Genomic DNA, 23,436 nt, shown 5'->3' on the forward strand with positions numbered 1-23,436 from the left:
TATTTCTACTAATACTATTTTAAAACAGAAAAACCTAAGACTTTCCCAGGCCTTAGGTTTATAACATATAAAAAAGAGTCTACCTGTAACCTTTTATTTGCATTAACTTCACTGCATCAGCTTGCAATACACCCGTTTGTGCCAAATTCATTTTATCTTGTTTGAACGATCCCCAACTTGATACCACGTCATCTGAAGCAACATTTTGATTGGCTGGGTATTCTTTATTAAGCGAGGCATAAATGGCTTGCGCTTTAGCACTTGACAACCACTCTAATAATCTAATAGCACCCTTGGTATTGGTGGCATATTTTGTCACGCCAGCACCTGATACATTCACATGTACACCCGTGGTATCCTGATTTGCCCAAAATAGCTTCAATGGTACATTAGGATTTTTAGCAATTAAACGACCAAAATAATAAGTATTTACCAAGCCAACATCACATTGACCTGAAACAATTGCATTCATGATATGAGAATCTTTAGCGTTGGGCGTGGCTGCTAAATTATTCACCCAACCACTAATAATATCACCCGCTTTATTTTTTCCTTGATGATAAATCATCGACGCCACCAATGATTTAGTGTAAATCTTTTTACTGGTTCTCAGACACAATCTACCCGCCCATTTAGCATCTGCCAAATTCTTATAGGTTGATAAGTCAGTTGGATTGACACGCTCAGTACTATAAACAATAGTTCTTGCACGCACTGATAAACCTGTCCATAAACCTTTAGGGTCTCTCAAGTGGCTTGGAATATTACTTTCTAATGTTTGCGTTTGTACTGCTTGAAATAAACCTTGTGTAGCCGCATACCAAAGGTTGCCTGCATCTACAGTCATAAACATATCAGCTTTGGTATTTTTACCTTCCAATTTCAAACGCTCAATCAATGCACCGCCCTTACCCGTTAAATACATAACTTTAATACCTGTGTCTTTTGTAAAAGACTCAAATAATGGTTTAATTAAATGCTCTTTTCTAGAGCTATACACAATAACTGAATCTTCACTTTTTGCTTGCACTATGCCAATACTGGTTACTGCTAATGCCAACACTACCAATGTTAATAGCGCCCATGTTTTTATATTCATTCTTATTTTTGCTCCTTATGAAAAACTGACTACGTTATACAATTGATATCTATTATTAATTAATAGTCAACTGCTTATTCTCAATCACTCCTACTTTGTCAGCAAAAATAGTCGCTTCCTGCTTGTCATGTGTTACTAAAATTGAAGTGACATTGGTTTTCTTTAAAATATCCCTGACCTGTAATACTAGTTGTTCTTGAAGGTTCTTATCTAAACTAGAAAACGGCTCGTCCAATAATAACAATTTTGGTGAAGGTGCTAATGCACAAGCCAAGGCAACACGCTGTTGCTCACCACCTGAAAGTTGGTGTGGATACTTTTTCTCGATGCCTTCCAAACCAATCATCAAAAGCAATTCTTCAACCCTTGCTTTTCGTTTGTTGTTTGATAAATAGTGAATACCAAAAGCAATATTTTTTTTAATATTCATATGTGGGAATAACGCATAATCTTGAAACACCATACCTATTTCTCTTAATTCTGGCGCTATATTATGTACGCCATTGTTAGATAATTGCTTGCCATCTAAAATAACCCGCCCGCTTTGCACCTCATCAAGACCAGCAATAAATCTAAGTGCTGAACTTTTGCCACTGCCACTATCACCTGTTAATGCAAAAATATCACCTGTAGCAAGGCTTAAATCAAATTCACTTAAGATTTGAGTGGTTTGATAAGCAATTGATAAATCGTTAACTGATAGCATTTAACAATAAAAATGATAATGATTCGCATCATTATATAAGATAACTAAAAAGAATGCCATGATTAACTAACCTTGCAAAAAGACTTTAACGGTATTCTTTTATTGTTATCAATATCAGCCATGACCATGTCAAAATCCTCTGGCTCCACTACTAAAAACTGCCCCATCATACCCGCATCCTCATGTTCTAATATGTGGCAATGGTACATATAAGGATATTGAGTATCGGCGTAGTGGTCAAATTTAGCAATCACTCGCACGGTTTCTTCTGGCATGAGTAGCACAGTGTCTTTCCAGCCACGCTCATTTTCATTAGGTGGCGTTGGGTCTGAGCTATCGCCTTGCTCTCTGTCAAGAATTTGAAACTGAATGTCATGAATATGAAAAGGATGTGTGGTGTGCGCACCATTGGTAATTCGCCAAATTTCAACATCACCTTTTTTTACCACTTCATTAATCACGCTCATGTCCATTTGCATACCATTAATTAAATGCAACATATGCTCGCCTTCAAGCGCAATACCGTTGATGGTTTTAAACATCGAAGTAAACACTCGTCTGTTGATTCTAAAACCACTCATGACTGTCAATCCAAAATGCCTAGTTTTAGCGGCATCTGGTGCTTTTAATCGGGTTATTTTAGTGAGTTTATTAGGAATTTTTTTAACCGCATTAGTACTAGTTGATTGATTAACGTGGATACTCATAATATCAAAATTGACTTTATCTAGCGCATCTACTGAATGCGACAGACGACCTGCGCCACCTACTTTAAATGACCCTCCAAACTGGTGTCCATTAAGCTTTTGTTTATCATAATATTCAGCACTAAAACTTTTTAGTCGTAATATTTTTCCCTTACTTTTACCCAAATCAAGCAAAATTTCCACGCGTTCTGCAGGGCCTAATAGCACTCTAGTGAGCGGCACTGGTTTTTCTAAAAAACCACCATCACTGGCAATTTGATAAAACTGAATGTCATCTTCAAAGCCCAAATTATAAATTCTTGCATTAGAGCCATTGAGTATTCTCAATCTAATCACTTGGTCGTGTGTATTTAAAATAGGTACAGGCCTGCCATTCACCAAAATTGTATGCCCTTTCATGCCACCTGATTTATCAAAATCACCTTTATTTAAATACAGCAATTGAGCATCTTTATCAAACCGCCTATCTTGAATCACCATGGGTAAATCATCAACACCATAGGTTTTAGGAATATCTAATGATTTGGATGTTTCATCATCAATTAAGAAAAAACCCGCCATGCCTTTATACACTTGCTCACCCGTATAACCCTCAAGATGTGGGTGATACCACTGGGTTGAGGCTAATTGATTGATACGCCAGCTGGGTTTCCACGTTTTATTAGGTGGAATAACTTGATACGGACCGCCATCTTCTTTGGCTGGCAAATGCAATCCATGGAAATGTGTGGTGGTATTGACTGACAAATGATTGGTTATTTCAAAACCCACATCATCTGTATTATTCACCCGAATAGTTGGGCCTAGAAGGCTATCACCATAGCTCAATACATGCGTTAATTTACCTTTAAAAATTTCTGTTGTGTTGTGATTAATTGAAAATTTAAAGATTTTTTTACCATTAATAATTCCAGGCTCAATGAGTGGCGGTACAACAAAAATTCTATCTGCATAGTCAGGCAGGATTAATTTGGCAGACTTTTTATCACCACAGCCCACCACCAAAGCGCTGCTAGCCAATATGGATGTTTTAATAAAATTTCTACGTTTCATTGTTACTGTATTTTTAGTTTTTGAAATTTACACACTGCTATAAAATTCTTGACTTTTATTTGCTTATAAATAGCAACAAAAGGGGAAAACAACAAAACTTGCAGACTTTGAAAGTTTTTCATCTGCGCCCTTTCTAAGCCAAATTTAATATTAGTTATATTTTTTGAAAGGGTTAATATACCAAATAGATAGTCCCAAGTTGACAAAAAACCACCAAAATTGGTATTAACATGGTTTTTAGAATGGTGAATTTGATGTTGTAGCGGAGAAATTAAAAATCGCTCAACCGCATTGCCAGAACCTAACTTAATATGTGAATGCCTAAGATTAGACCCTAACAATAAAAACATAAAAGAAAATAAATTAGCCCCTAAAATATCATAAACACCCACTAAGCTGCCAAATAAAAATACAAAAATACCTGTCACAAAACCAATGCTCAGGAAATAACGCAAGCCAAACAACAAGGATTCTACAGGATGCACTCGATAAAACGTCAATGGATTTAAAACCTTGGCACTATGGTGCACTTTATGAAACGCCCACAACCATGACGTAAAGTGCAATAGACGATGCAACCAGTAGCGGGTGAAATCGCTTAAAATAAATAAACTAAGTGTAAATAACACCATTACTTGCACATAAGAAAAGCCATCTATGTGTACAAAACCGTATTGATCTAATAAAGTAATATTAACAAATAATGCCACTTCTTTAGCGCTTATTAGTATTGGTAAAATACCCGTAACTTTAAAAAATACAGAAAAAATAAAGTAGCCGTAATCCAATAAACTAGAGGGATGTAGCCATAGTTTTTTTTGATAAAACAATACGCTTTTGCTTTGGGTAGTGCTTTAAAAAAATAAAAGCAATCACCAGCGAACTTAACAAAAACAGCCAATAAATTCGCTTATGAGGGTTTATTGAATATTCAAGTGGATTAATCTCCATCAGCATCCAATACCTTAGAGACAAATCCCAGTCTATCCATTAAAGAAATATAATAAGCTTGCATAAGCCTATTGGTTGATTGGTATAAGCACTTACCCTTGTTATTAATAAAATCAAACTCGGACATATATCGTTCGCATTAGCAATCGAATCATTTAATGCACTAATAGCCTGATCAATCTCTTTGCTTGCTTTAAATTGGCGCGCAATATCGCCGAAATCTTGATAATCTGGTGAATTAATAACCTGAACTTGCGTTGCAAGAATGGAATTCATGCTATTGCCACTAATTGCGTATTCCGCCCTATGATTGTTTGGTCTATTCTTAAATTTCTTACTCAAACCAGCCACATCACCAATGCGCCACTCTTTAAGTTTATAAGTGCCATCAACCAAAGTATTTAGCAAAATTGCCCTGGCGTATTGCTCGCTTTCAAGAAATTTTGACTGATGCACCTTATAACTATTTAGAATTTCAGACAAATAATTTTTGATTGACTTGGTAATCATTAACGCCATATTTTTGACCCTTTGATGGGACAAATCTTTTGTAAAAAGTATGTATTCCAAAGCGTTAATGGTTTTATGTGAATGCTTATACATAGCACATCATCATTATTATTAAGTCTAGTTGAGATTTGATATTCTCATTATTGCCATGAAATATATCAATGTGTCTTGGTGTGTCTAAATAATCCTCATTTAAATCACCCAATAAATAAGTGGTTTCGACTTTTTTCCAACTTGAAACTAAGTTACCAAATTGCCTTTTAACGACTGTCTGATTAGATTGGTTAATACTATCAATCAACAACTCAGCATTTTTAATAGCTGATACAACATTAACAATAATAACTTGGTTAAAGAATTTTTCGCCAACTGCATTTGTACCAACCGACACAAGCAAAAAAACAACCGCCATCAAGTATTTCATCAATTCGCCCTATATTTCATTCAAAAATTGAAATATTTTACCCCTACTACTAATAGGTAAATTCATAAACAAAATTTTAGACTTCTCAGCCTCACCGCCATGCCAAAGGATTGCTTGTTCAAGGTTGCGTGCACGACCATCATGCAAAAAATTCTTATTATCTTTGAGTATTAAAGCAGCTCTACCCAGTCTCCATAATGGCGGTGTACGCCATTCATTGCCCAAAGCATCAAACTCTGAACGAAAATCTGCCAAATTCTCTCCCATATAATGCAATAGAAAATCACTATATGGATATATAGTAGTGCCAGGTAGTGAGTAACTTGGAACGTGGCATTGCGAACAGCCAATTTCAGAGAATAGTCTTTGTCCTTGATGTTCTTTAACAATAGATTTTGGCAGTTTTAAGTGTGTCAAATAGTAACTAATGGCGCTTAATCTTTGTGCTGTCAGCTCATGCTTTCCCCCATCTTTTGAAGCGTTAATACATGCAACTTGTATTGGTGTACACGACTGATGTTCATGAATAGGATTAGTCAAACCCATATCATTAATAGCAGCATTGGCTGATTGATGCCTTACCGTTGGTACAGAAGCTTTCCAAGTATAACGACCAATCTCCACTTGCTTGGTTTGACTTGACCAAACCCGATTGGCCTTGCCAGAAATGCCATCATGATTAGCATCATTCACATCTTCATTGGCTAGGATTTGCGCATCAGTAATTTGCTCTAACAAACCCAATCCCACAAGTGCTGGTGCAATCCTAGCACTGACAATTGTATTAGGGTGTAAATCACCATAACCCAAATTTTTTAACTTAATTATTGGTTGTTGCAAGGTAACAATAGCACCATCAGGATAATGAATATCTTTAGTTGAATAATGCACCAAGAGCTTGGCTTCAAAAGGCACGCCTAACACACCATTAATACTAATTTGAGCACCATAACTCGGCTCAGGAATAAAGCCAATTTTGGCCGTCATACGCTGATGTTCATCAGTGCCATTGGACGGTATAGACAAGCGTATCACATGCGACCTATCAACGATATTGCTTGCTTCAAATACTTTGCCACGACCATTTTTTACATGACAATTAACACAAGTATTGGCACTAAATAATGGACCCAATCCATCACGTGCTGTTGTTGCAGAAGGTGCCTCCACCCAAGGAATGCGAAAAAAACTTTTGCCTAAAATAAACTCATCCACCTCATCATTATTTAAGTCAGGCTTGGCTTGTGTAAAAGATTGATTTAATATTTGGGTTGATAAATCCTCCAAGCCACTAGCAAAAACCCTTGCCATTAGACTAACAGCAAGGGTTAATATGCTTAGAACCACTAAACGTTTATAGTTTGGTTTCCTCAATATCTGTTATATCTCCAACTGTCAAATCAACGCCATTTGATTTTGCCACATAAATCATTTGATCTCCAATAGCTCTTAACTCATTTTTAAGTTTTTTGATTTGTCTAGCTTGCGTATCATTTGGGCGAATTTGATAATCAAAATGACGGCTCACTTGTGCCAATGTATTCATTTGATTAATTTTGGCATTAGCCGATGCAATCAAATCCATCAACTTAGTTTTATCTTTCATAGCATCAATAGGTGCTACGCCATAATCAACACCATTATAAGTACCAAACAGCAAATTCTTAAAGCCTTGGAAATTTTGCGTAATATCACGATGTGTGTTATCAGAAAAACAACTGTGCTCGTCCTCTTCAGAAGGTGTAAGCACCGCCACTGCAATACGCTCATTAGCAAGCTCAGACTTAATAAAAACACCTAAACCAGAAAAGATTTGTCTTAGTGCTACTTTTGCGTCAATATTCTTAGTTGCATCAGAATTTTTACCCAATAATGCCGCCTTGTAATTAGCGTTATCGCCATCTGCCCAAGCTGAAACCATTGACTCTAAATCAGAAACAATTAAACTTGCTGCTGCATTTAAATATTGCTTACGACGATCAGCATTTGCATTAGTTGTATAATCAGAAAGCGCTCTTTGACCTGCTACCAGCGCACCATTGGTTACACTATCTTTCATAAAATTAGCATAATCTTGATCTTGACCCCATAATAAAAATTCAATCGCGTGGTAACCCGTTGCAACATTAGCATCGCCACCATTTTCATTAAGAGCTGCTAATACACTAGGAGTAATTGTACTGACATCAACCGCTGTTGGGTTTTCACCACCTGGATTGAGTATGCCTTTGGTGTCAATAATATTACCTGACGTTTTTCTACCCTTAGCATTAGTCGTATAATCAATCATATTTTCATCTAATGGCCAAGCATTTAATTGCCCTTCTGGCGCGCCATAAGACGTGTGCCAACCTTCCTCTGCATCAATAGGTCCATTAGACAATCTGAATGCTTCCGTTTGGCCATAAGATTCACGAGCATTTAACCATGCTGCTTTAGCATTTTCCATCAAAACCATTGTGGGACGATTAGTAAAAGCTTTAAGCTTTGTCTTTAGTGTTTTAGCATCATTTAAAGCATCCGTGTAATTTGCTGTTGCAATGTCTGCATAAGTGCTCAACAATGGGCTGGTCTCGTCATTACCCCAAAATGCGCTTGCAGTAGAGATTGCCATTGCCACTGTTAAAGCAGATGAAACTATCAATTTTTTTTGTACTTTCATGTGTATTTCTCCTTAAAATTTTTAAATTTTACTCAAAATATTTGCTTTCATTAGAATTCGTAAGCAACTTTTAAGCCATTGACTGCTTTTTGTCCATCCACTTTATTGTTTTCAAAAAAGACAGTAACACCTTCTGCCGGTGAAAGACTATAAGTCAAACCTTTTTGTTTATCGCCGCCATCAATCTTACTATAAGCCAAGTTAAGACTAGCATCTATGCCTTTTAATTGGGTGAGCATAACTCAATTCAATATATTGAGCCTTAATGCTATTTGCCACACCTTGGTTAGTTTTCACAGCTTCATAGTAAAAAAAGCCCAAGCCATTGTCCAAACTAACTCCTAAATGATAAGCATTAGAACTGCCGTAACCTGTTGTGCCGCCTTTGAAATAATCCATACCAGTACTAAAAATATCTTTGCCATAATTAATGCTAACACCAGTATCGTTATCAGTGTCTTTATAACTGTAAATAGAAGCTTGAACATCACCAAAATCAGCACTTAGCATTAGCATATCTTTGCTACCCCCTTGTCGGCATTTGTTATGCCCTTGGCAAGTGGGTCTGTTATCATGCCAGTTTTATAAGTGCCAAATGATGGCACACCAATACGGACTTTATTAGCTGTAAAGTTACCATTGTGATAATTAATCATTGCCTCATCTAAAATAATATCGTCTTCCCCTCTTCTTTTAACTTTGATTGTGCCATCAAACTGCTCATTCACTGCGTGTGAAACAGTCAGTTCTAAATCGCCAAACTCAACCTTTGTCATTACTTGAACTGTATACCGTTTCAATCAAGCCGCTGACACTTGTTGCTGATTACGTTGTCTCTAAAGCAGTAATACGATCTTTTAATACATCTATTTCTGTACTTGCAAGTGCAGTTGTACCAACAATTAACATACTTAATGCTATTACCTTATTTCTTTTCATTGTGTCTATCCTATACATTTTAATTAGAAATGTCGCAGAACTACTCCTGCAAATTTGATGCCTATACGCATCACTCTTAATTCAACTTCTTTTGTTTTTTATTAGAGGGTTAATTTTTTGAGTTAGTAAATGATATCAGTTCGTATTTGTATTTGCAATACGATATAAGAATTTTATGATATATCATTTTCTTAACAGTTCAAACAAACAACTTAATAAGCAAAAATATTGTTTAGTAGCTAAATTTCAGTCAAATCAAGTTCACTCTCAATTAAAAGTGAATCGTCAAAATCTCTTAAATACTTAGCCATGCTATTAATTAAATTAATTTCCATAGATCTAGTATTTGCACTTAATTTAATTAATAATCACTCTTTTCGTACTCCCAATTCTTATTCAAAATGGTTGCTTAAGTCTTTCTTTATTTCATCAAGAAATGTTTGTTTAATCATTTAGTTTGGAAAATTAAAGCGCCGCTATAGAGTCTAAATCTAATCGATTATGATTGCGCAGATAACTAAGTTTATATTGTTGCCAAAAACCAAACATATTTATATTTTATTAGCACAACTACCGCAAGACTTAGATTTGCTTGATGGTGTTATGATATTTTTCATTTGTTTTTCCATGTTAAATAGTTGCCCCTACAAGGCTGGGGTAACCAATTTACCCATTGAATTTGAGGGGTTGGATGATATAAACCCGTCATGCATTTTTGGTTTGCCTCACACTTGATTTAAGAGCATGAGGCGATGTTGAAATGATTGCTATCGGAGGTAATTAGCGAAGAGAGATAAGCAATACATTTCTAACCTGCATTAATTAATTAGCCAACTTATCAAAATAAGCCAAATAATCTTTCAATTCTTTTTGTGACAATATGAAATATTCCTTTTGCATTACACTTCTCCATCAAGTTGTATTTTTTTTGTTAGTAAGCATCTTCTCTTGAAGAACTTAAACACAAATGATACTCATTATCATTTATAATTGCAAGTCATTTATGCAAAAAATATATTTTTGTGAAATAACATAAAAAAAATAGCACGAAAAATCGTGCTATTAAAACATTTTGAGCAAGCTAAGCTTACATTTGTGGTTGGATATAATTTTGCAAGCCCAATTGTTTTTCCAATCAATAAGTATGGTCTTGTTCGGTAGCTTCTAGCTGACTTGTCAACATCGTGCGTGTAATAAAATCCTGCTCTTGTTCGCACAACTTAATAGAGCTCTTTAAATCACTTACCACTTTATACTTCAACTTAAGGTCATTTTCAATGCATGATGTCACATCACGACCAATATTCAAACCTTCTTGAATTGATAAATCTGGTGCGACTTCTAAAAACAGCAAGCGTTTGATAATTTGATCAGCATGGTCAGTTTCCTCTTCCATTTCATGATTCAAACGCTCAAATAACTTTGATAAGCTCCTACGTGAATGCGTGAAATATTGGTCGCGAACCGCCAACTCGCCTTTTAATAAGTCCTGTAACTGATTAATTACTCTTGTGTTGCCTTGCATATTAACATTCCTTACTATTACATAATTGATTGATGATAATTATCCGTACCTACCTTTAAAAGTAGGCTAATTTATGTTTCAAAATAATCTAATCTCTCTTCGCATGCCTCTAAACACTCTTTAAGACAATCACGAGTCACATAATCCCTTTCCTTTTCAGCCTTAGCAATCTCTATTTGAAGTATGGTCCTAAAACTTAGCTCCATATTTAAATTAGCTGTTAAAACTTCGGACACATCTTCGCCAATGTTGAGCCTGCCTAAATCCTGTAGATTTGGCAAACCTTCTAAAAACAAAATACGCTGAACTATGCTGTCAGATTCTTTCATGGCTTTGATTGAATACTTAAAATTCTTCTCACTAAGCCCCTTAAAACCCCAATCTTCTAGCATTCTTGCATGCAAAAAATACTGATTAATCATGCTTTAAAGACTCTTTGAGCACTTAGTTTAACGAATGATTAATATTATTATCAACTTTCATATTTTTTCTCCTATTGTGTGTGATTGACATTTAATGAATACCTACATTATAATATTAACCATTCTTATTAACATTTAATAACCATGTACATTTGCAACGCAGTCACCGATAAAGACATCAAAAAAAGCAATTAACAAGGGTGCTTGTTCAATGAATGATTTAAGCACACAACTCAACGTCGGTACCTGTTGTAGTCGTTGTAAATCTTGCGCTAAAAAAATACTAAACCAGTTTTCTTTTTCACCCGCTCAAACCTTAAACCTTAAACATCCCCAGCCTTAAAGCAACCCCAATCCCTACTTAATGACCATTACTTAACTATACCGCTTAAGTAAATTACCTTAGATCATTTGTACTATTTTTATCAATGAATAATGACATTTCACCATTTTATTCCTTGAATTTTAAATGCAGTTTATTAGCAAACAAGATATTAATAATCAATTAACCAAGTATCACTACAGTCAAAATACGGTTCTTATTTATCAATCTTGGATTTTGCGTTTTGTAAAATATCATCATCTTAAAAGTGCTCAATTTAACTTGAGTCACATTGAAAAATATTTGTCCCATTTACTCAATAAAAAAAATTAAAAGTATCCACTCACAATCAAACGCTAAATTCAATTTTGTTTTTTTATCAAAAGATATTAAAAATTAGCATTAAAAAGAGTTAATCATAAGAAAAACTTGCCTGATATTCTCTCCCAAGAACAAATAGAATCAATCATCTGTCAACTAAAAGGCACTTATCAGTTTATTGCTTACTTTATTATATAGCTGTGGTTTAAGACCAAGTGAAGTACTTAAACTTAAAATCAAAGACATTAATTTTAGCACTAATAAACTCACCATTTCCAACCCTAGGTATTTTAGAACTTTATCTTGCCCACTAAAATTATTAGCCATTTAAACCACCAAATAAAATTGGTTAAAAAACAATTTTAAAAAGATATAAAAAGTAAATATTTTCACCAAATCAAGCAAGATGAATGTTATTTATTTCCAATAAAACAATTATGCAATAACGTAGATAGGCTACTAATTAGATTGCCTATTATTAGAAACACACTTAATTACAACCCTTCCTTGGCAGCAAAAAAGGCAAAAATAACCATGAAAATCAGCACACAAACATTCAGGCATTCCTATGCAGTGCATTTATTACAAAATCAAATTGACCTTAAAACTGTGCAAAAACTTTTAAGTCACAAATACATAGGCTCTACTTTAATTTACTCACATGCTGCACAAAAAGAAAGCTCTAATAAGCCATTATCACCACTAGACATGGTTTAATAATTGCATATTTGAACAGAGATAACATAAAATAAGGCAATCGTCATTCATGATTTTTACCACTTTGGATTTAGCTAAACGCACACAAGCCAGTCAAAAAGTCACCTTTGTGGGTGCTGTTGTTGATTTTTTATTAGCAGTATTTAAAATTATTGTAGGTTTTATTGGCAATTCTGGTGCTTTAATTGCAGATGGTATCCACTCGTGTTCTGATTTATTGTCTGATGGCTTGGTTTTATATGCCACCAAACATTCAGCCCTTGATGCTGATGAAGAACACCCTTATGGGCATAAGCGCTTTGAAACGGTTGCCACGCTAGGTCTTGCAGTTATTTTAGCCATTGTTGGCTCGGGTGTTATTTTTGATGCCATGGCCAGATTAGCCAACCCTGCCTCACTTTCGCATAGTGCCCTACTTTTAAGCATTGCCGCTTTGTCAATTTTTTCTAAAGAGGCTTTATATTGGTATACCTTAAAGGTGGCTAATGCTTATAAATCTGACTTATTAAAAGCCAATGCTTGGCATCACCGCTCAGATGCATTGTCTTCAATTGTAGTGTTGATTGGTATTTTTGGCAGTTTAAATGGCTATCCATATTTAGATAACATTGCGGCTATTGTTGTGGGTTTGATGGTTATCTACATTGCTTGGGAATTGGGTTTAGATGCAACCAAAGAACTAGTAGACACCTCTATTGACGCACAACAAGTGGCGCAATTAAAACACGCACTAGGGCAAATTAGTGGTGTTAATAGTGTTCACTCCCTACGCACTCGCAAAATTGGGCACACCATTTCTTGTGATGTACATGTGCAGGTTGATCCATTTTTAAGTGTTAGCGAGGGGCATATTATTAGTGTTAGTGTGGAGCGTGTGGCTAAAAAATGCTTAAAAGATTTAAGCGATGTAACCGTGCATATTGACGTAGAAAATGATGAAATTAATATGCCTTACGAGGCTTTGCCAGAACGCGCGCAAGCATTGGGAATTTTGACTAAAGCTTTATTTAATAATGAGTGCGATGGTGAAATTAGCCGTATTCAGTTGCACTATTTAGGAGGCAAAATTCATGTGGATTTTTACCTACCACTTAAATGCCTCCAGCCTGATAATAGTGCCGACAAAATACTAGTAAAATTACAAGAAACTGTTAGCAAGCTTAAGGGTTTTGGCAAAATTAAAGTTTATTTTAGCCAAGATTAAAGACAATGATAAGCATGGCAAATAGCGCCTGATAATGCATCTGCTGCATCTGCTTGGGGCGCTTTATTAAGTTTTAATAGCTCCTGCACCATAAACGATACTTGCTCTTTAGCGGCATGTCCATTCCCAACAACAGCTTTTTTGATTTGATTAGGACTGTACTCAACCATCAGCCTATGATTTGAACCTGCTGCTGAAATAATAGCACCTCGCGCATGCCCAAGCTTAATTGCTGCATCAGGATTTGGACGATCAGGGCGCATAAAAGCACGCTCAATCACCACAACATCAGGCTGATATTTCTGAATAATTTGCTCGATTTCTACAAAAATAGTCGTAATGCGCTCAGGCAGCGTACCTTGAGTACGGATACAGCCACTAGATAAATAATTAAATTTAAGCTTATTGGCTTCAATTAAGCCAAAGCCTGTTATTCTTGATCCGGGATCAATCCCTAAAATTTTCATAAAAATATTTTATCAAAAGCTTGGGCTTTGTTCGACACATATTACACCCTTATGATATACTTTTATTTTTTAAGTTTTAGGGATTAATCAAATGGCAGTATTAGAATTAAACCAAAGTAATTTTGACGAAACCATTCAAAATAACGATATTGTTGTGTTGGATTTTTGGGCACCATGGTGTGGTCCTTGTAAGCAATTTGCACCTACTTATGATGAAGTCTCTGACAAAGTAGATGGTGTTATTTTTGCCAAAGTAAACACTAAAGATCAACAAGAACTGGCAAGTAATTTTCAAATCCGCTCCATTCCTACTTTGATGATTTTTAGAGAGCAAGTTGCAGTCTTTTCTCAACCAGGCGCAATGTCAGGTGCTGACTTGAAAGCTGTTATTGACAAAGCCAAAGCGCTTGATATGGATAAAGTACGTGAAGAAATTAAAGAGCAAAAATAATAGTTAACACAACTCTAAATAATATTTTTCGCTAAATCCAACTATAATATCATTATTCGTTACCAACACTGGACGTTTTATAAGTGTTGGATTTTTTAATACTAATTCTAAAGTAATATTATCTTTTTCTTTATCATTTAAGTTTCGATAAGTAGTAGAGCGCTTGTTGATTAGTTTTTCCCAAGTGAGCTTATCTACAAATGTTTGCAGTTTGGTTTTATCAATCGGATTGTCACGAAAATCAATAAATTCAAAATCAACTTGATGATTAATTAAGAATTTTTGTGCTTTTTTAATGGTGTCGCAGTTTTTAATGCCATACATTTTAATCATTGAATTGTCTCATTATAAAACTCTAAAATTTCTTTATTTTCATCATCAACAATAATACGTAAACCCTTGGTTGGATAATACCAGTACGACACACCCTGACTGGCCAGCTCTACTCTACTAGGCTCACCAAATAGATTAATAATCGTTTCTTTTGATAAATCTGCTTTGGGTATAAAAGTTAATGACTTAATTTTTAAATCAAACATTAACGCTTCAGCAGTTAAATTAAACGTTATTTTTCTAACGCCTGAAGGCATAACCATTGATTCTTTAATGTTGTTATTTAAACGCTCAATGCGTTTTTGATCAAGCATTAAATTTAAAATAATACTAGTACCAATACCGCCTACTTTGGTGCTGGAAAAAAATGCTTCTAGTTCTGGCATTTTGCCCTTACTTTCAAACAAAGAAGCCTCAACCTCAGAGCCGAATAAATGCATTGCATCGGTAAGATTACTACTACCCATAGTTAAATTAAACGCAACTGTATTGCCTTGATTATTGATAAAACTTTGCCACGGCATGGATTGGTTTTGTGGCATTTGCATGTCACGAGTCAGTAGATAAAACAGCATAAATATTGCCACTGCTGCTAATAACACCATCGATATTATTTTGCTTTCTTTCATGAATTATCGTTTAAATAGAGGTTTATTAGCTTTAGAACGCAGCCAGTTGAGTGTTTTAAAGGTTGGATTGTGATTGATTAATTTAATCTCTAATTGTCGCTTGCCTGGAAATTCCATTAAAAACAAACCTAATAAAATTGATACCAGTCCTTGACCTGGCGTCACCAACATAATAATACCAGCAATCAGTAATATAAAGCCAATCAGTGTTTTAAGTATCAATTTGATTAAGTCAAAGGGTTTGTTTATTTTTAATTGCTTTTCTGAGTTTTTTAAAAAATAATTTGATGGAATTAATCCTAATAAATAAGGCATTAATAATAAACTAATGATAAAAACCACACCAGAAACGATACCAATCATTATTAACACGTCTTCAAATTGACTTAAAAGTACCATAATGTCATCTAACATGATAATAAAAATGTCGCAGGCCCGTCATTAGTTAAAGATACTTGCATGTCAGCACCAAAAACACCACTGGCAACTTTGTGATAATCAGCCCTCATTTGGGTCAAAAAATAATCAAACAATACTTTGGCTTGTTCTGGTGACTTAGCGGTAGAAAAACCAGCTCTTGCGCCTGAATTAGTATCGGCTGCTAAGGTAAATTGAGAAACAACCAATATACCACCCAATACCTCTTTAATTGATAAATTCATTTTTTCTTGCTCACCAGCAAATACTCGATAAATCAATAACTTCTTAATCATTTTATCAACTTGTAGTTTTTCATCATTTTTCTCAAACCCTAAAAAGACCAAAATCCCTTGCTTAATTTCCTCTGTTACTTTACCATCTACTTCAACCTTAGCATTGGAAACACGCTGGATTAGGGCTTTCATTATTTTGACAAATATGAAAAATTAGCAATAGACCTAAATGAATAATTTACTGCCATAAGCAAACCAACTCTTTTCTCTCTAAGTTCTAAATCATCATCAAGTACCATAACATTATCAAAAAAGTCATCGATAGCAGGTTTTAATTCTAAAAGAGCGCCCACGATAAATAAATAATTTCGTTTATTTCCCTCTATTTTTTCACAGAATTCTGTGTGTGCATTTAAAAGATTTTTATCAAATTTATTGGTAAATTCTATATCTTCACCATCTATAGTTATAGATGGTTCAAGCATGTATCTACCATCAGCCGTATCTTTAGAACTAATATTTTTAAATATATTGTTAATGCGTTTGTAAGCCCCAATCAAGCTTTTTGAATTTTCATCTTGCACAAAATTGTGCACTGCTTTAATGCGTAAGTGCCAGTCATAAACAATAGACTCACTACTTTTTACTGCTAACACTGCCTTTACAACTGTTTTATCAATATCTTGTTCTTGGTAGTACATCTCTAAACGGCTAACAGTAAAATCATAAATTTCTTGAATAATTTCTTCGTCAAATTCATACAACTTAACTGATTGTTCAATCAATTCAAATAAATCCAGCTGTGATTTTGACCCAATCATCATGCGTAGCAAACCTAATGCCGCACGTTTTAGTGTATAAGGGTCTTTTGAGCCAGTTGGTTTGTGTCCAATACCGTAAATACCCACAATACTATCAACTTTATCGGCAATTGCAACACATAAACCCTCTTTTGTAGAGGGCAATGTATCGCCTGAAAATCTTGGATGGTAATGCTCACTGATAGCACTTGCGACTACTGGGTCTTCGCCATCATTAAGGGCGTAATATCCACCCATCACTCCTTGTAAATCGGCAAACTCACTCACCATATCAGTGATTAAATCCGTTTTCGATAGTAGCCCTGCGCGTGCACTGTGTTTTGTATTTGCACCAATAATATCAGCAATATAGCCCGATAATGTTTCAATGCGCCTAGCTTTCTCACCCATTGAACCAAGTCCATCCATGAATAACACTCTGTCTAATTTTGGAATTCTAGATTCTAAAGTAGTTGACTTATCTTGCTCCCAGAAAAATTCTGAATCAGCTAGCCGTGGACGAATTACACGCTCATTACCATCGACAATCACTGATAAATCACTAGACTCAATATTAGCAACTGAAATAAATGCTGACATCAAATTACCATCCGTATCCAACATATGAAAATACTTTTGATGCGACTTCATTGCAGAAATAAGCGCCTCTTTCGGCACATCTAAGAATTTATTTGAAAAACTACCCGAAAATGCACGTGGATATTCAACCAATGCACAAACTTCGTCAAGCAAAGATTCATCAATAACCACAATAGCATTATTATTTTTCGCCACCTGCATCACTTGCTTTCGAATAATTTCCTTACGTGCATTAAAATTAACTTCAATTTGTGCTTTTTCAAGGAGAGTTTTTTGATAATCCTTAGCGTAAGCAATGCCAAATGTGCGCTCACCTGTGAAACGTAAGCCTCTGGTTGTATTGTTAGAAGTCAAACCCATAATCGAAGCTGGCACAACATCAGAACCTAGCATCATAATCAGCCAATGCGTTGGGCGTACAAAATACGTATCTAAATCACTCCAGCGCATGGGTTTAGCAATAGGGATATTTTGAATGCTAGCATCAATAGCAGATTCAAGTAAATCTATCGTTTTAAAGCCTTTTTGCTGTTTAGTGAAAAAATAATATTCCGTCTTGCCAAATACTTTTTTCGCTAACACATTCTTGGCCACACCACAAGATTTAGCAAAGCCCTCAATGGCTTGGTTAGGTGCACTAATTGGTGGGCCTTTGCGCTCAATAGTTTGATCATTTTGTTGCAGTTGAAGGTTACTAACTAGCACTGCTAAACGACGAGGCGTGGCAAAAGATTCAACGCTTGAATAAGACAGTTTAAGTTTATCCAGTTCAGTGGTTAAATTGTGCGTAAGTGCATTGGATAATTGTTGTAAACGCTTTGGTGGAAGCTCTTCGCATCCAAGCTCTAATAAAAAATCTTGTGTATTCATAAGGGTGTATTTTATCTTAGACAATTTGGAATCTTAACTTACCATCTGATAAATCAATCATCACTTGACGTGCATATAATTTGGTTGGCACCACATCAAATCGTTTATAAATGCCAGCAATGGATATTAATTGCGCATTAAAAGATTGCACAAAAATAGTGGCTTTTTCATCACCATCAATGCCCGCAAACAAACACCCTTGTACTTCTTTGTAGGCTGAAATATTGCCAAATGACATAATTTCAGCGCCCGATTTAACCTCATCCAAAAGAACCAAATCACTATCTTTTGCAATAATTTGTTCAAACGAATTAACCTCATTAGTGACAACTTTAGGCGCTTGATAGGCTTTATCCTGAAGTAAGCTTAATGCGGTTTTGGTTGTTTTTTCTTGAATTGACTCGGGCTTATTGGACGTAAGTGATTTACCAAACACAGCCATACCAGAAAACTTAGCAAAATCAATTAACTCTTGCTTATCTGAACGAATGCCCACTGCCACCATATCATTTTGGGTCAAAATTTCAACCAGTACTGCCAATTCATTTGCAGATAAATTTTTATCCTCAATTTGAATAATAACAGGTGCATATTGAAATTGCTGCTTGTTATCGCAACTCAGAGTGTTAATTTTCTGTGCCAATACATCAGTATCATTAGTACGTATTTTGAGTGTATAAAGCACTTCAGATTGAGTAATAATTTCAACCTTGTTCAATTTCTCCACCCTTGAGTACAATCCAAAAAATGCCAAACGCGTGTCATACCAGTATCACCACTTAGCATAAGTTCTAACGGCGTTTTATGCTTGAATTTTTTAACCGAGCGCTTTAACCAAATTGCCCCATATTCTTTATTGGTTGGAAAAGTTGTACCCAAAGACTCACTAATTCCTAAAATCATTTCAGTGCGTTTTGCCAATTGCTCATCAAAATAAAACGACTTATCTAAACGTCTGTATAAGTACAAATGTCTAGGCTTAATAACCCCATATAGGCCTAATAATTTCAATTGCTCAACATCTTCTAAATGCCAATTTTCTAAGATTTGAGACAGCTGAAAAGTAAGCTTTGACTGAGCCTTATCATCTAACTTGGAAATATCCATTAATTGACCCTAAAGTGAAACAAGACTTGCGCATCAAATACGCTCTTATCAGGCGCATGTGGTAATGGCGATGCTTTATAAACAGCACGCTCAATTGAGTCTTTAAATGATTGCGCCTTAGCGCTGTTATCAACATTACAAGATTTAAGGTGGACACTTTTTACTTGTCCATTCAAATCTTGTAAAATTTCAACGTCACAACCCCAACTATCTTTCGCGCCTTGATAACGCCATTTTTCTTTTATTCTTGAAGCAATTTGATTGATATAGTTAAGTTTTAGCTCATTTAAAATATCCTCTTGAGCGAGTTGTCTATCTTGGTCTTCTTCAGCCTGAATTTCTTTTTTCAATGAGCGCTTGTCTTGTTCTTTTTTGAATTTTTTAGCTTCGACTTGGCGTAATTTTTCAATTACTTGTTTTTTATTTTCTGCTTCAAGGGCTTTCTTCTCAGCCAATTTCTTTTTCTTTAAGGCTTGTTTACTTTTTCTTTCAGCTTTCTTTCTTTTGGCTTGTGCAATGATTTTAGCTTTTTTTTCTTGTTTAACTTTAGCTTTGAGTTTTTTCAAGCGTTGTTGTTCTTTATAACGTTCATTCTCAACTTTTTTTTCTGCACGTTGTAACGCTTCAAGACGCTTTTCTCGCTTTTGCTTAATATTGATTAATCGTTGTTTTTCTTTTTTAATTTCAGTTAAATCAATCGTCACTGCTTTAAGTGTCATGCTTGATTTAGCAGTCTGTTTTGGAATTTCCCAACGTTGAACATTTGAAAATAGCAAGCCAATAACCAACCCAACATGAAGCACAATTGCCACCCAAAAAGCAAAAGGGTGTTGCCTGGCAATTTTAGGCGGTTTAATTTTTTTTAAAAAATCAATGTTCATTATTTTGCATCTGGAGATTCAGTCACAATACCAACTTTATCAACCCCGTTTTTTTGTAAAAAAGACATCAATGATACAACAGAACCATAAGCCACCTGCTTATCACCACGAACAAATACTTTCATTTGTGGATAAATTTCAAGCCGAGCGCTAACGCGCCCTGCAATAATGCCTAATGGCAATTTTTCACCTTTGGCAACATCAGAATCATCCTCATTAAGTAAATTGATGAAATATTTACCTTGCTTATCAATGGTAATAATTGTAGGCTGTTGTTGCGTGAAATCTACCATTTTTGCCTCAGCAGAAGGTAAATCAACCTCAATACCTTGCTCAATAATAGGCGTGGTCATCATAAAAATTACCAATAGTACTAACATTACATCAATATATGGCACAATATTAATTTGTGCATCTATGACAGGTCTGTGGCGTTTTGGTAGTTCAATCATTATTTATTTTTGTCTTTGAAACATAACAAACAATTGCTCAACAAAGGCTGTATATTTATTGTTAATCGATCCCACTTGGGAAATTAAACGATTGTAGGCGATGGTGGCAGGAATAGCAGCAAACAAACCAAATGCCGTTGCAATAAGCGCCTCAGCAATACCCGGAGCAACAATGGCAATGGTTGCTTGCTTAACTGATGCCAAGCCAATAAACGAGTGCATAATTCCCCAAACTGTACCAAATAAGCCAATATACGGGCTAGATGAAGCAGTCATAGCTAGAATGCTCAAACCGCTATCTAGGCGATCAACTTCATTATTAACCGTGGTATTCATAATACGATAAGCACGCTCAGCATCTATTAATACCTGGTTAGAATTTGAGGTGGTGTGGGTAAGTTCTTGAAAGCCTGTGCTAAAAATACGCTCTATTGAGCTTTGATTAGTGGCTTTTTGAAGCGTTTGGTGTGCTAATTTTTCTAAATCAACATCGGCTGAAAACTTTTGATGAAATAATTTGATATCCTTGTTAGCATCAATCAAGATTTTCTTTTTTGACAAGATAAGCGCCCAAGAATAAATGCTCATCAATACTAAAATAAACATCACTACTTGCACCACAAAGCCAGCACTAAGAATTAAACTAAAAATTGATAAACTGTTATCCATTTATTTTCTCCAAAATTGCACTGGGAATAGCACAAGGCTTAAAACTAATTGCATTCAAACAAGCTACGGTTATTTGCACTTTAAATAATACCTTATTTTGCTTTAAACCCACTATTTTTTGTGAAAAAATCAAACTGGCGCGCCAGTTTGATTTTTCTATTTCAGTGTAAACGGTTAATAAATCATTAAATTTGGCTGGGAGTAAATACTCGGCACTCAGTGATTTGACAGCAAAAAATAATTGCTTGATGATGCATTAATTGATCTTGTTCAAAACCCAACTCTCGTAAAAATTCACTACGCCCCTTTCGATAAATTTAAGGTAATTGGCATAATAAACCACACCACCACTATCAGTGTCATCGTAATAAACACGAACGTTTAATTGACTCATTGATTAAATAAATCATTCGATTTTGAGCCATTGGTTAAGCCTAAATGTGCATAAGCTAAGTCTGTAGCACTACGCCCACGTGGCGTGCGCATAATAAAACCTTGTTGAATCAAATACGGCTCTACCATGTCTTCTAAGGTGCCACGCTCTTCACTAATAGCGGTTGCCAGTGTGTCCAAACCCACAGGACCACCAGAAAATTTATTCATCATAATAGCAAGATAATCACGGTCTAATTGCTCAAGTCCTGCCTCATCTACTTTAAGTGTTGTTAGTGCTTCTTTGGCAATGGCTTGATGAATCACACTATTGGTCTTGACATCAGCAAAATCACGAACGCGACGCAATAAGCGATTAGCAATTCTAGGCGTTCCACGAGATCGCTTGGCAATTTCTAATGCGCCTTTTGATTCAATTTGAATGCCCAAAATACCTGCTGAACGCTCAACAATCGTTTTTAAATCTTTAACATTGTAAAACTGCAAACGCTGGACAATGCCAAAACGATCTCTAAGTGGTGAAGTTAACATGCCAGCACGAGTAGTGGCACCAATTAACGTAAAAGGTGGTAATTCAAGTTGCACAGAATGCGCAGCCACACCCTCACCCACCATAATATCTAATTTAAAATCTTCTAAAGCTGGATAAAGAATTTCCTCAACTACAGGGTTGAGGCGATGAATTTCATCAATAAATAAAATATCATACGGCTCAAGTTTTGTCAAAATTGCTGCCAAATCTCCTGAACGCTCTAATACTGGACCAGAGGTTTGCTTAATACCTGTGGACATTTGATTGGCAATCACATTTGCTAGTGTGGTTTTACCCAAACCAGGAGGGCCATAAATTAAACAGTGATCCAGTGCATCTTTGCGTTTTTTTGCCGCTTTAATAAACAATGCCATTTGCGACTTAACATCATCTTGTCCAATATAACTCTCTAAAGAATCTGGACGCACTGAAGTCATCACCAAATCTTCATTGCCTTGGTTTTGCCCACCTACTAAAGAATCTTCTTCTATCATGCTAAATTACTTAATTTTTATGCTATTTTAACTGATTAACTTCATTAATCAGTAGTTTGATTTTGATGGGTTTAGTCAAATGATTAAAACGAATCACTTTTGGATATTGAATACCATTAATCAATTGATAACGACTAATTTTAGTCTGCCAAAGACGAGTGCTATTTATCTCATTTTTAAACAATATCTTTGCCAAGATGTCAATAGGCAAGTACCACCCCATCTCACTCATCATCCACTGATTGAACATTAGATTGATTAACTTATCATTAACCAACAATTTTTGTTGATTAAATTCAATCGAAATTTGACCAAAGCCAAGGGCTGTGCTTAATATAAGTTTATAGTCATGGTGATTAAAACTCACCTCAAAACCTGATGTTTTTGTGTCATTATTAATACTCACACTTAATCTGCCATGCGCCTCCCAAACACTCGGCAAAGTTTGTTGATATGCTAACTTTATAGGCTGGATGTTAAGTGTTGAGCAACTTGATAAAAACAAAGCAAAGCACGTCATTATTATTCGTTTCATATAAGTTG

At 35.3% G+C, this 23,436-nt stretch carries 31 protein-coding genes; 5 read left to right on the top strand and 26 right to left on the bottom strand.

Features of this window, described 5'->3' with window-relative positions:
- Positions 1-79: 79 nt before the first annotated feature.
- The 13 genes from CVPH_RS05515 to bfr all read right to left on the bottom strand — a co-directional run bounded on the left by CVPH_RS05515 (position 80) and on the right by bfr (position 10,998).
- Positions 80-1,099: an extracellular solute-binding protein gene (locus CVPH_RS05515; RefSeq protein WP_201340742.1), complete on the bottom strand. Its 1,020-nt coding sequence runs from the start codon at positions 1,097-1,099 to the stop codon at positions 80-82.
- Positions 1,100-1,154: 55 nt separating this feature from the next.
- A complete protein-coding gene (locus tag CVPH_RS05520; RefSeq protein ID WP_201340743.1) occupies positions 1,155-1,805 on the bottom strand; it encodes an ABC transporter ATP-binding protein in 651 nt (216 codons plus the stop codon).
- Between the two features lie 62 nt (positions 1,806-1,867).
- A complete protein-coding gene (locus tag CVPH_RS05525; RefSeq protein ID WP_201340744.1) occupies positions 1,868-3,565 on the bottom strand; it encodes a multicopper oxidase family protein in 1,698 nt (565 codons plus the stop codon).
- A gap of 2 nt (positions 3,566-3,567) precedes the next feature.
- Positions 3,568-4,395, bottom strand: a complete 828-nt coding sequence (locus tag CVPH_RS05530; protein ID WP_225879647.1) for a sterol desaturase family protein — start codon at positions 4,393-4,395, stop codon at positions 3,568-3,570.
- A 160-nt stretch (positions 4,396-4,555) separates the two neighbouring features.
- Positions 4,556-5,119 (bottom strand): imelysin family protein, encoded by a 564-nt coding sequence (locus CVPH_RS05535; protein ID WP_201340745.1) that lies wholly within the window; start codon positions 5,117-5,119, stop codon positions 4,556-4,558.
- On the bottom strand, positions 5,112-5,438 hold the full coding sequence (locus tag CVPH_RS05540; protein ID WP_201340746.1) for a hypothetical protein: 327 nt from the start codon (positions 5,436-5,438) through the stop codon (positions 5,112-5,114). The genes CVPH_RS05535 and CVPH_RS05540 overlap by 8 nt, the downstream gene beginning before the upstream one ends.
- A gap of 21 nt (positions 5,439-5,459) precedes the next feature.
- Positions 5,460-6,761, bottom strand: a complete 1,302-nt coding sequence (locus CVPH_RS05545; RefSeq protein WP_225879648.1) for a di-heme oxidoreductase family protein — start codon at positions 6,759-6,761, stop codon at positions 5,460-5,462.
- Positions 6,762-6,804: 43 nt separating this feature from the next.
- Complete coding sequence (locus CVPH_RS05550) at positions 6,805-8,112, bottom strand: imelysin family protein (RefSeq protein WP_201340747.1); 1,308 nt, start codon at positions 8,110-8,112, stop codon at positions 6,805-6,807.
- Between the two features lie 50 nt (positions 8,113-8,162).
- Positions 8,163-8,351, bottom strand: a complete 189-nt coding sequence (locus CVPH_RS05555; RefSeq protein WP_201340748.1) for a hypothetical protein — start codon at positions 8,349-8,351, stop codon at positions 8,163-8,165.
- On the bottom strand, positions 8,320-8,628 hold the full coding sequence (locus CVPH_RS05560; protein WP_201340749.1) for a hypothetical protein: 309 nt from the start codon (positions 8,626-8,628) through the stop codon (positions 8,320-8,322). The genes CVPH_RS05555 and CVPH_RS05560 overlap by 32 nt, the downstream gene beginning before the upstream one ends.
- The gene (locus CVPH_RS05565; protein ID WP_201340750.1) at positions 8,622-8,888 is read right to left on the bottom strand and encodes a hypothetical protein; all 267 of its coding nucleotides are present in this window, start codon (positions 8,886-8,888) and stop codon (positions 8,622-8,624) included. The genes CVPH_RS05560 and CVPH_RS05565 overlap by 7 nt, the downstream gene beginning before the upstream one ends.
- Before the next feature lie 1,298 nt (positions 8,889-10,186).
- Entirely contained in the window at positions 10,187-10,576 is a 390-nt protein-coding gene (locus tag CVPH_RS05570) for a ferritin-like domain-containing protein (RefSeq protein WP_201340751.1), read from the bottom strand.
- Positions 10,577-10,647: 71 nt separating this feature from the next.
- Positions 10,648-10,998: a bacterioferritin gene (bfr, locus tag CVPH_RS05575; protein ID WP_225879649.1), complete on the bottom strand. Its 351-nt coding sequence runs from the start codon at positions 10,996-10,998 to the stop codon at positions 10,648-10,650.
- Between the two features lie 469 nt (positions 10,999-11,467).
- Here bfr and CVPH_RS11235 point away from each other — a divergent pair, with 469 nt between their 5' ends.
- From CVPH_RS11235 to CVPH_RS05595, 4 genes are all read left to right on the top strand, one after another.
- Positions 11,468-11,653, top strand: a complete 186-nt coding sequence (locus tag CVPH_RS11235; protein WP_201340752.1) for a phage integrase N-terminal SAM-like domain-containing protein — start codon at positions 11,468-11,470, stop codon at positions 11,651-11,653.
- 166 nt (positions 11,654-11,819) lie between these two features.
- Positions 11,820-11,972: a tyrosine-type recombinase/integrase gene (locus tag CVPH_RS11240; protein ID WP_201340753.1), complete on the top strand. Its 153-nt coding sequence runs from the start codon at positions 11,820-11,822 to the stop codon at positions 11,970-11,972.
- Between the two features lie 65 nt (positions 11,973-12,037).
- Entirely contained in the window at positions 12,038-12,358 is a 321-nt protein-coding gene (locus CVPH_RS10780; protein ID WP_425353129.1) for a tyrosine-type recombinase/integrase, read from the top strand.
- A gap of 49 nt (positions 12,359-12,407) precedes the next feature.
- Positions 12,408-13,562, top strand: a complete 1,155-nt coding sequence (locus tag CVPH_RS05595) for a cation diffusion facilitator family transporter (protein ID WP_201340754.1) — start codon at positions 12,408-12,410, stop codon at positions 13,560-13,562.
- Here CVPH_RS05595 and ruvC read toward each other — a convergent pair.
- Positions 13,559-14,029 (bottom strand): crossover junction endodeoxyribonuclease RuvC, encoded by a 471-nt coding sequence (gene ruvC / locus CVPH_RS05600; RefSeq protein ID WP_201340755.1) that lies wholly within the window; start codon positions 14,027-14,029, stop codon positions 13,559-13,561. The two genes, CVPH_RS05595 and ruvC, sit on opposite strands and share 4 nt — an antisense overlap.
- Positions 14,030-14,120: 91 nt before the next feature.
- On the opposite strand from ruvC, the gene trxA reads away from it, so the two are divergent.
- On the top strand, positions 14,121-14,480 hold the full coding sequence (gene trxA, locus CVPH_RS05605) for a thioredoxin (RefSeq protein WP_201340756.1): 360 nt from the start codon (positions 14,121-14,123) through the stop codon (positions 14,478-14,480).
- 3 nt (positions 14,481-14,483) lie between these two features.
- Here the strand turns inward: trxA and CVPH_RS05610 are convergent, their stop codons facing one another.
- From CVPH_RS05610 to CVPH_RS05665, 12 genes are all read right to left on the bottom strand, one after another.
- Entirely contained in the window at positions 14,484-14,813 is a 330-nt protein-coding gene (locus CVPH_RS05610; RefSeq protein ID WP_201340757.1) for a Spx/MgsR family RNA polymerase-binding regulatory protein, read from the bottom strand.
- Positions 14,810-15,418, bottom strand: a complete 609-nt coding sequence (locus CVPH_RS05615; protein ID WP_225879650.1) for a hypothetical protein — start codon at positions 15,416-15,418, stop codon at positions 14,810-14,812. Before CVPH_RS05615 ends, CVPH_RS05610 begins: the two co-directional genes overlap by 4 nt.
- A gap of 27 nt (positions 15,419-15,445) precedes the next feature.
- The gene (locus CVPH_RS05620) at positions 15,446-15,856 is read right to left on the bottom strand and encodes a PGPGW domain-containing protein (RefSeq protein ID WP_201340759.1); all 411 of its coding nucleotides are present in this window, start codon (positions 15,854-15,856) and stop codon (positions 15,446-15,448) included.
- A complete protein-coding gene (gene dtd / locus CVPH_RS05625; protein WP_201340760.1) occupies positions 15,850-16,287 on the bottom strand; it encodes a D-aminoacyl-tRNA deacylase in 438 nt (145 codons plus the stop codon). The genes CVPH_RS05620 and dtd overlap by 7 nt, the downstream gene beginning before the upstream one ends.
- The gene (glyS, locus tag CVPH_RS05630; protein ID WP_201340761.1) at positions 16,287-18,365 is read right to left on the bottom strand and encodes a glycine--tRNA ligase subunit beta; all 2,079 of its coding nucleotides are present in this window, start codon (positions 18,363-18,365) and stop codon (positions 16,287-16,289) included. Before glyS ends, dtd begins: the two co-directional genes overlap by 1 nt.
- Positions 18,366-18,381: 16 nt before the next feature.
- Positions 18,382-19,083 carry a septum site-determining protein MinC gene (gene minC, locus CVPH_RS05635; RefSeq protein WP_201340762.1) on the bottom strand — a complete coding sequence of 234 codons (702 nt, stop codon included), beginning with the start codon at positions 19,081-19,083 and terminating at the stop codon, positions 18,382-18,384.
- Entirely contained in the window at positions 19,080-19,472 is a 393-nt protein-coding gene (locus CVPH_RS05640) for an antitoxin Xre/MbcA/ParS toxin-binding domain-containing protein (RefSeq protein WP_201340763.1), read from the bottom strand. Before CVPH_RS05640 ends, minC begins: the two co-directional genes overlap by 4 nt.
- On the bottom strand, positions 19,472-20,353 hold the full coding sequence (tolA, locus tag CVPH_RS05645; RefSeq protein WP_201340764.1) for a cell envelope integrity protein TolA: 882 nt from the start codon (positions 20,351-20,353) through the stop codon (positions 19,472-19,474). Before tolA ends, CVPH_RS05640 begins: the two co-directional genes overlap by 1 nt.
- Positions 20,353-20,805 (bottom strand): protein TolR, encoded by a 453-nt coding sequence (tolR, locus tag CVPH_RS05650; RefSeq protein ID WP_201340765.1) that lies wholly within the window; start codon positions 20,803-20,805, stop codon positions 20,353-20,355. Before tolR ends, tolA begins: the two co-directional genes overlap by 1 nt.
- A gap of 3 nt (positions 20,806-20,808) precedes the next feature.
- Positions 20,809-21,474, bottom strand: a complete 666-nt coding sequence (gene tolQ, locus CVPH_RS05655) for a protein TolQ (protein ID WP_201340766.1) — start codon at positions 21,472-21,474, stop codon at positions 20,809-20,811.
- A 390-nt stretch (positions 21,475-21,864) separates the two neighbouring features.
- Positions 21,865-22,893: a Holliday junction branch migration DNA helicase RuvB gene (gene ruvB, locus CVPH_RS05660; protein WP_201340767.1), complete on the bottom strand. Its 1,029-nt coding sequence runs from the start codon at positions 22,891-22,893 to the stop codon at positions 21,865-21,867.
- Positions 22,894-22,915: 22 nt separating this feature from the next.
- A complete protein-coding gene (locus tag CVPH_RS05665; RefSeq protein WP_201340768.1) occupies positions 22,916-23,428 on the bottom strand; it encodes a lipoprotein insertase outer membrane protein LolB in 513 nt (170 codons plus the stop codon).
- Between the last annotated feature and the right edge of the window lie 8 nt (positions 23,429-23,436).

It is taken from the genome of Abyssogena phaseoliformis symbiont OG214 (assembly GCF_016592595.1).
GTDB lineage: Bacteria > Pseudomonadota > Gammaproteobacteria > PS1 > Pseudothioglobaceae > Ruthia.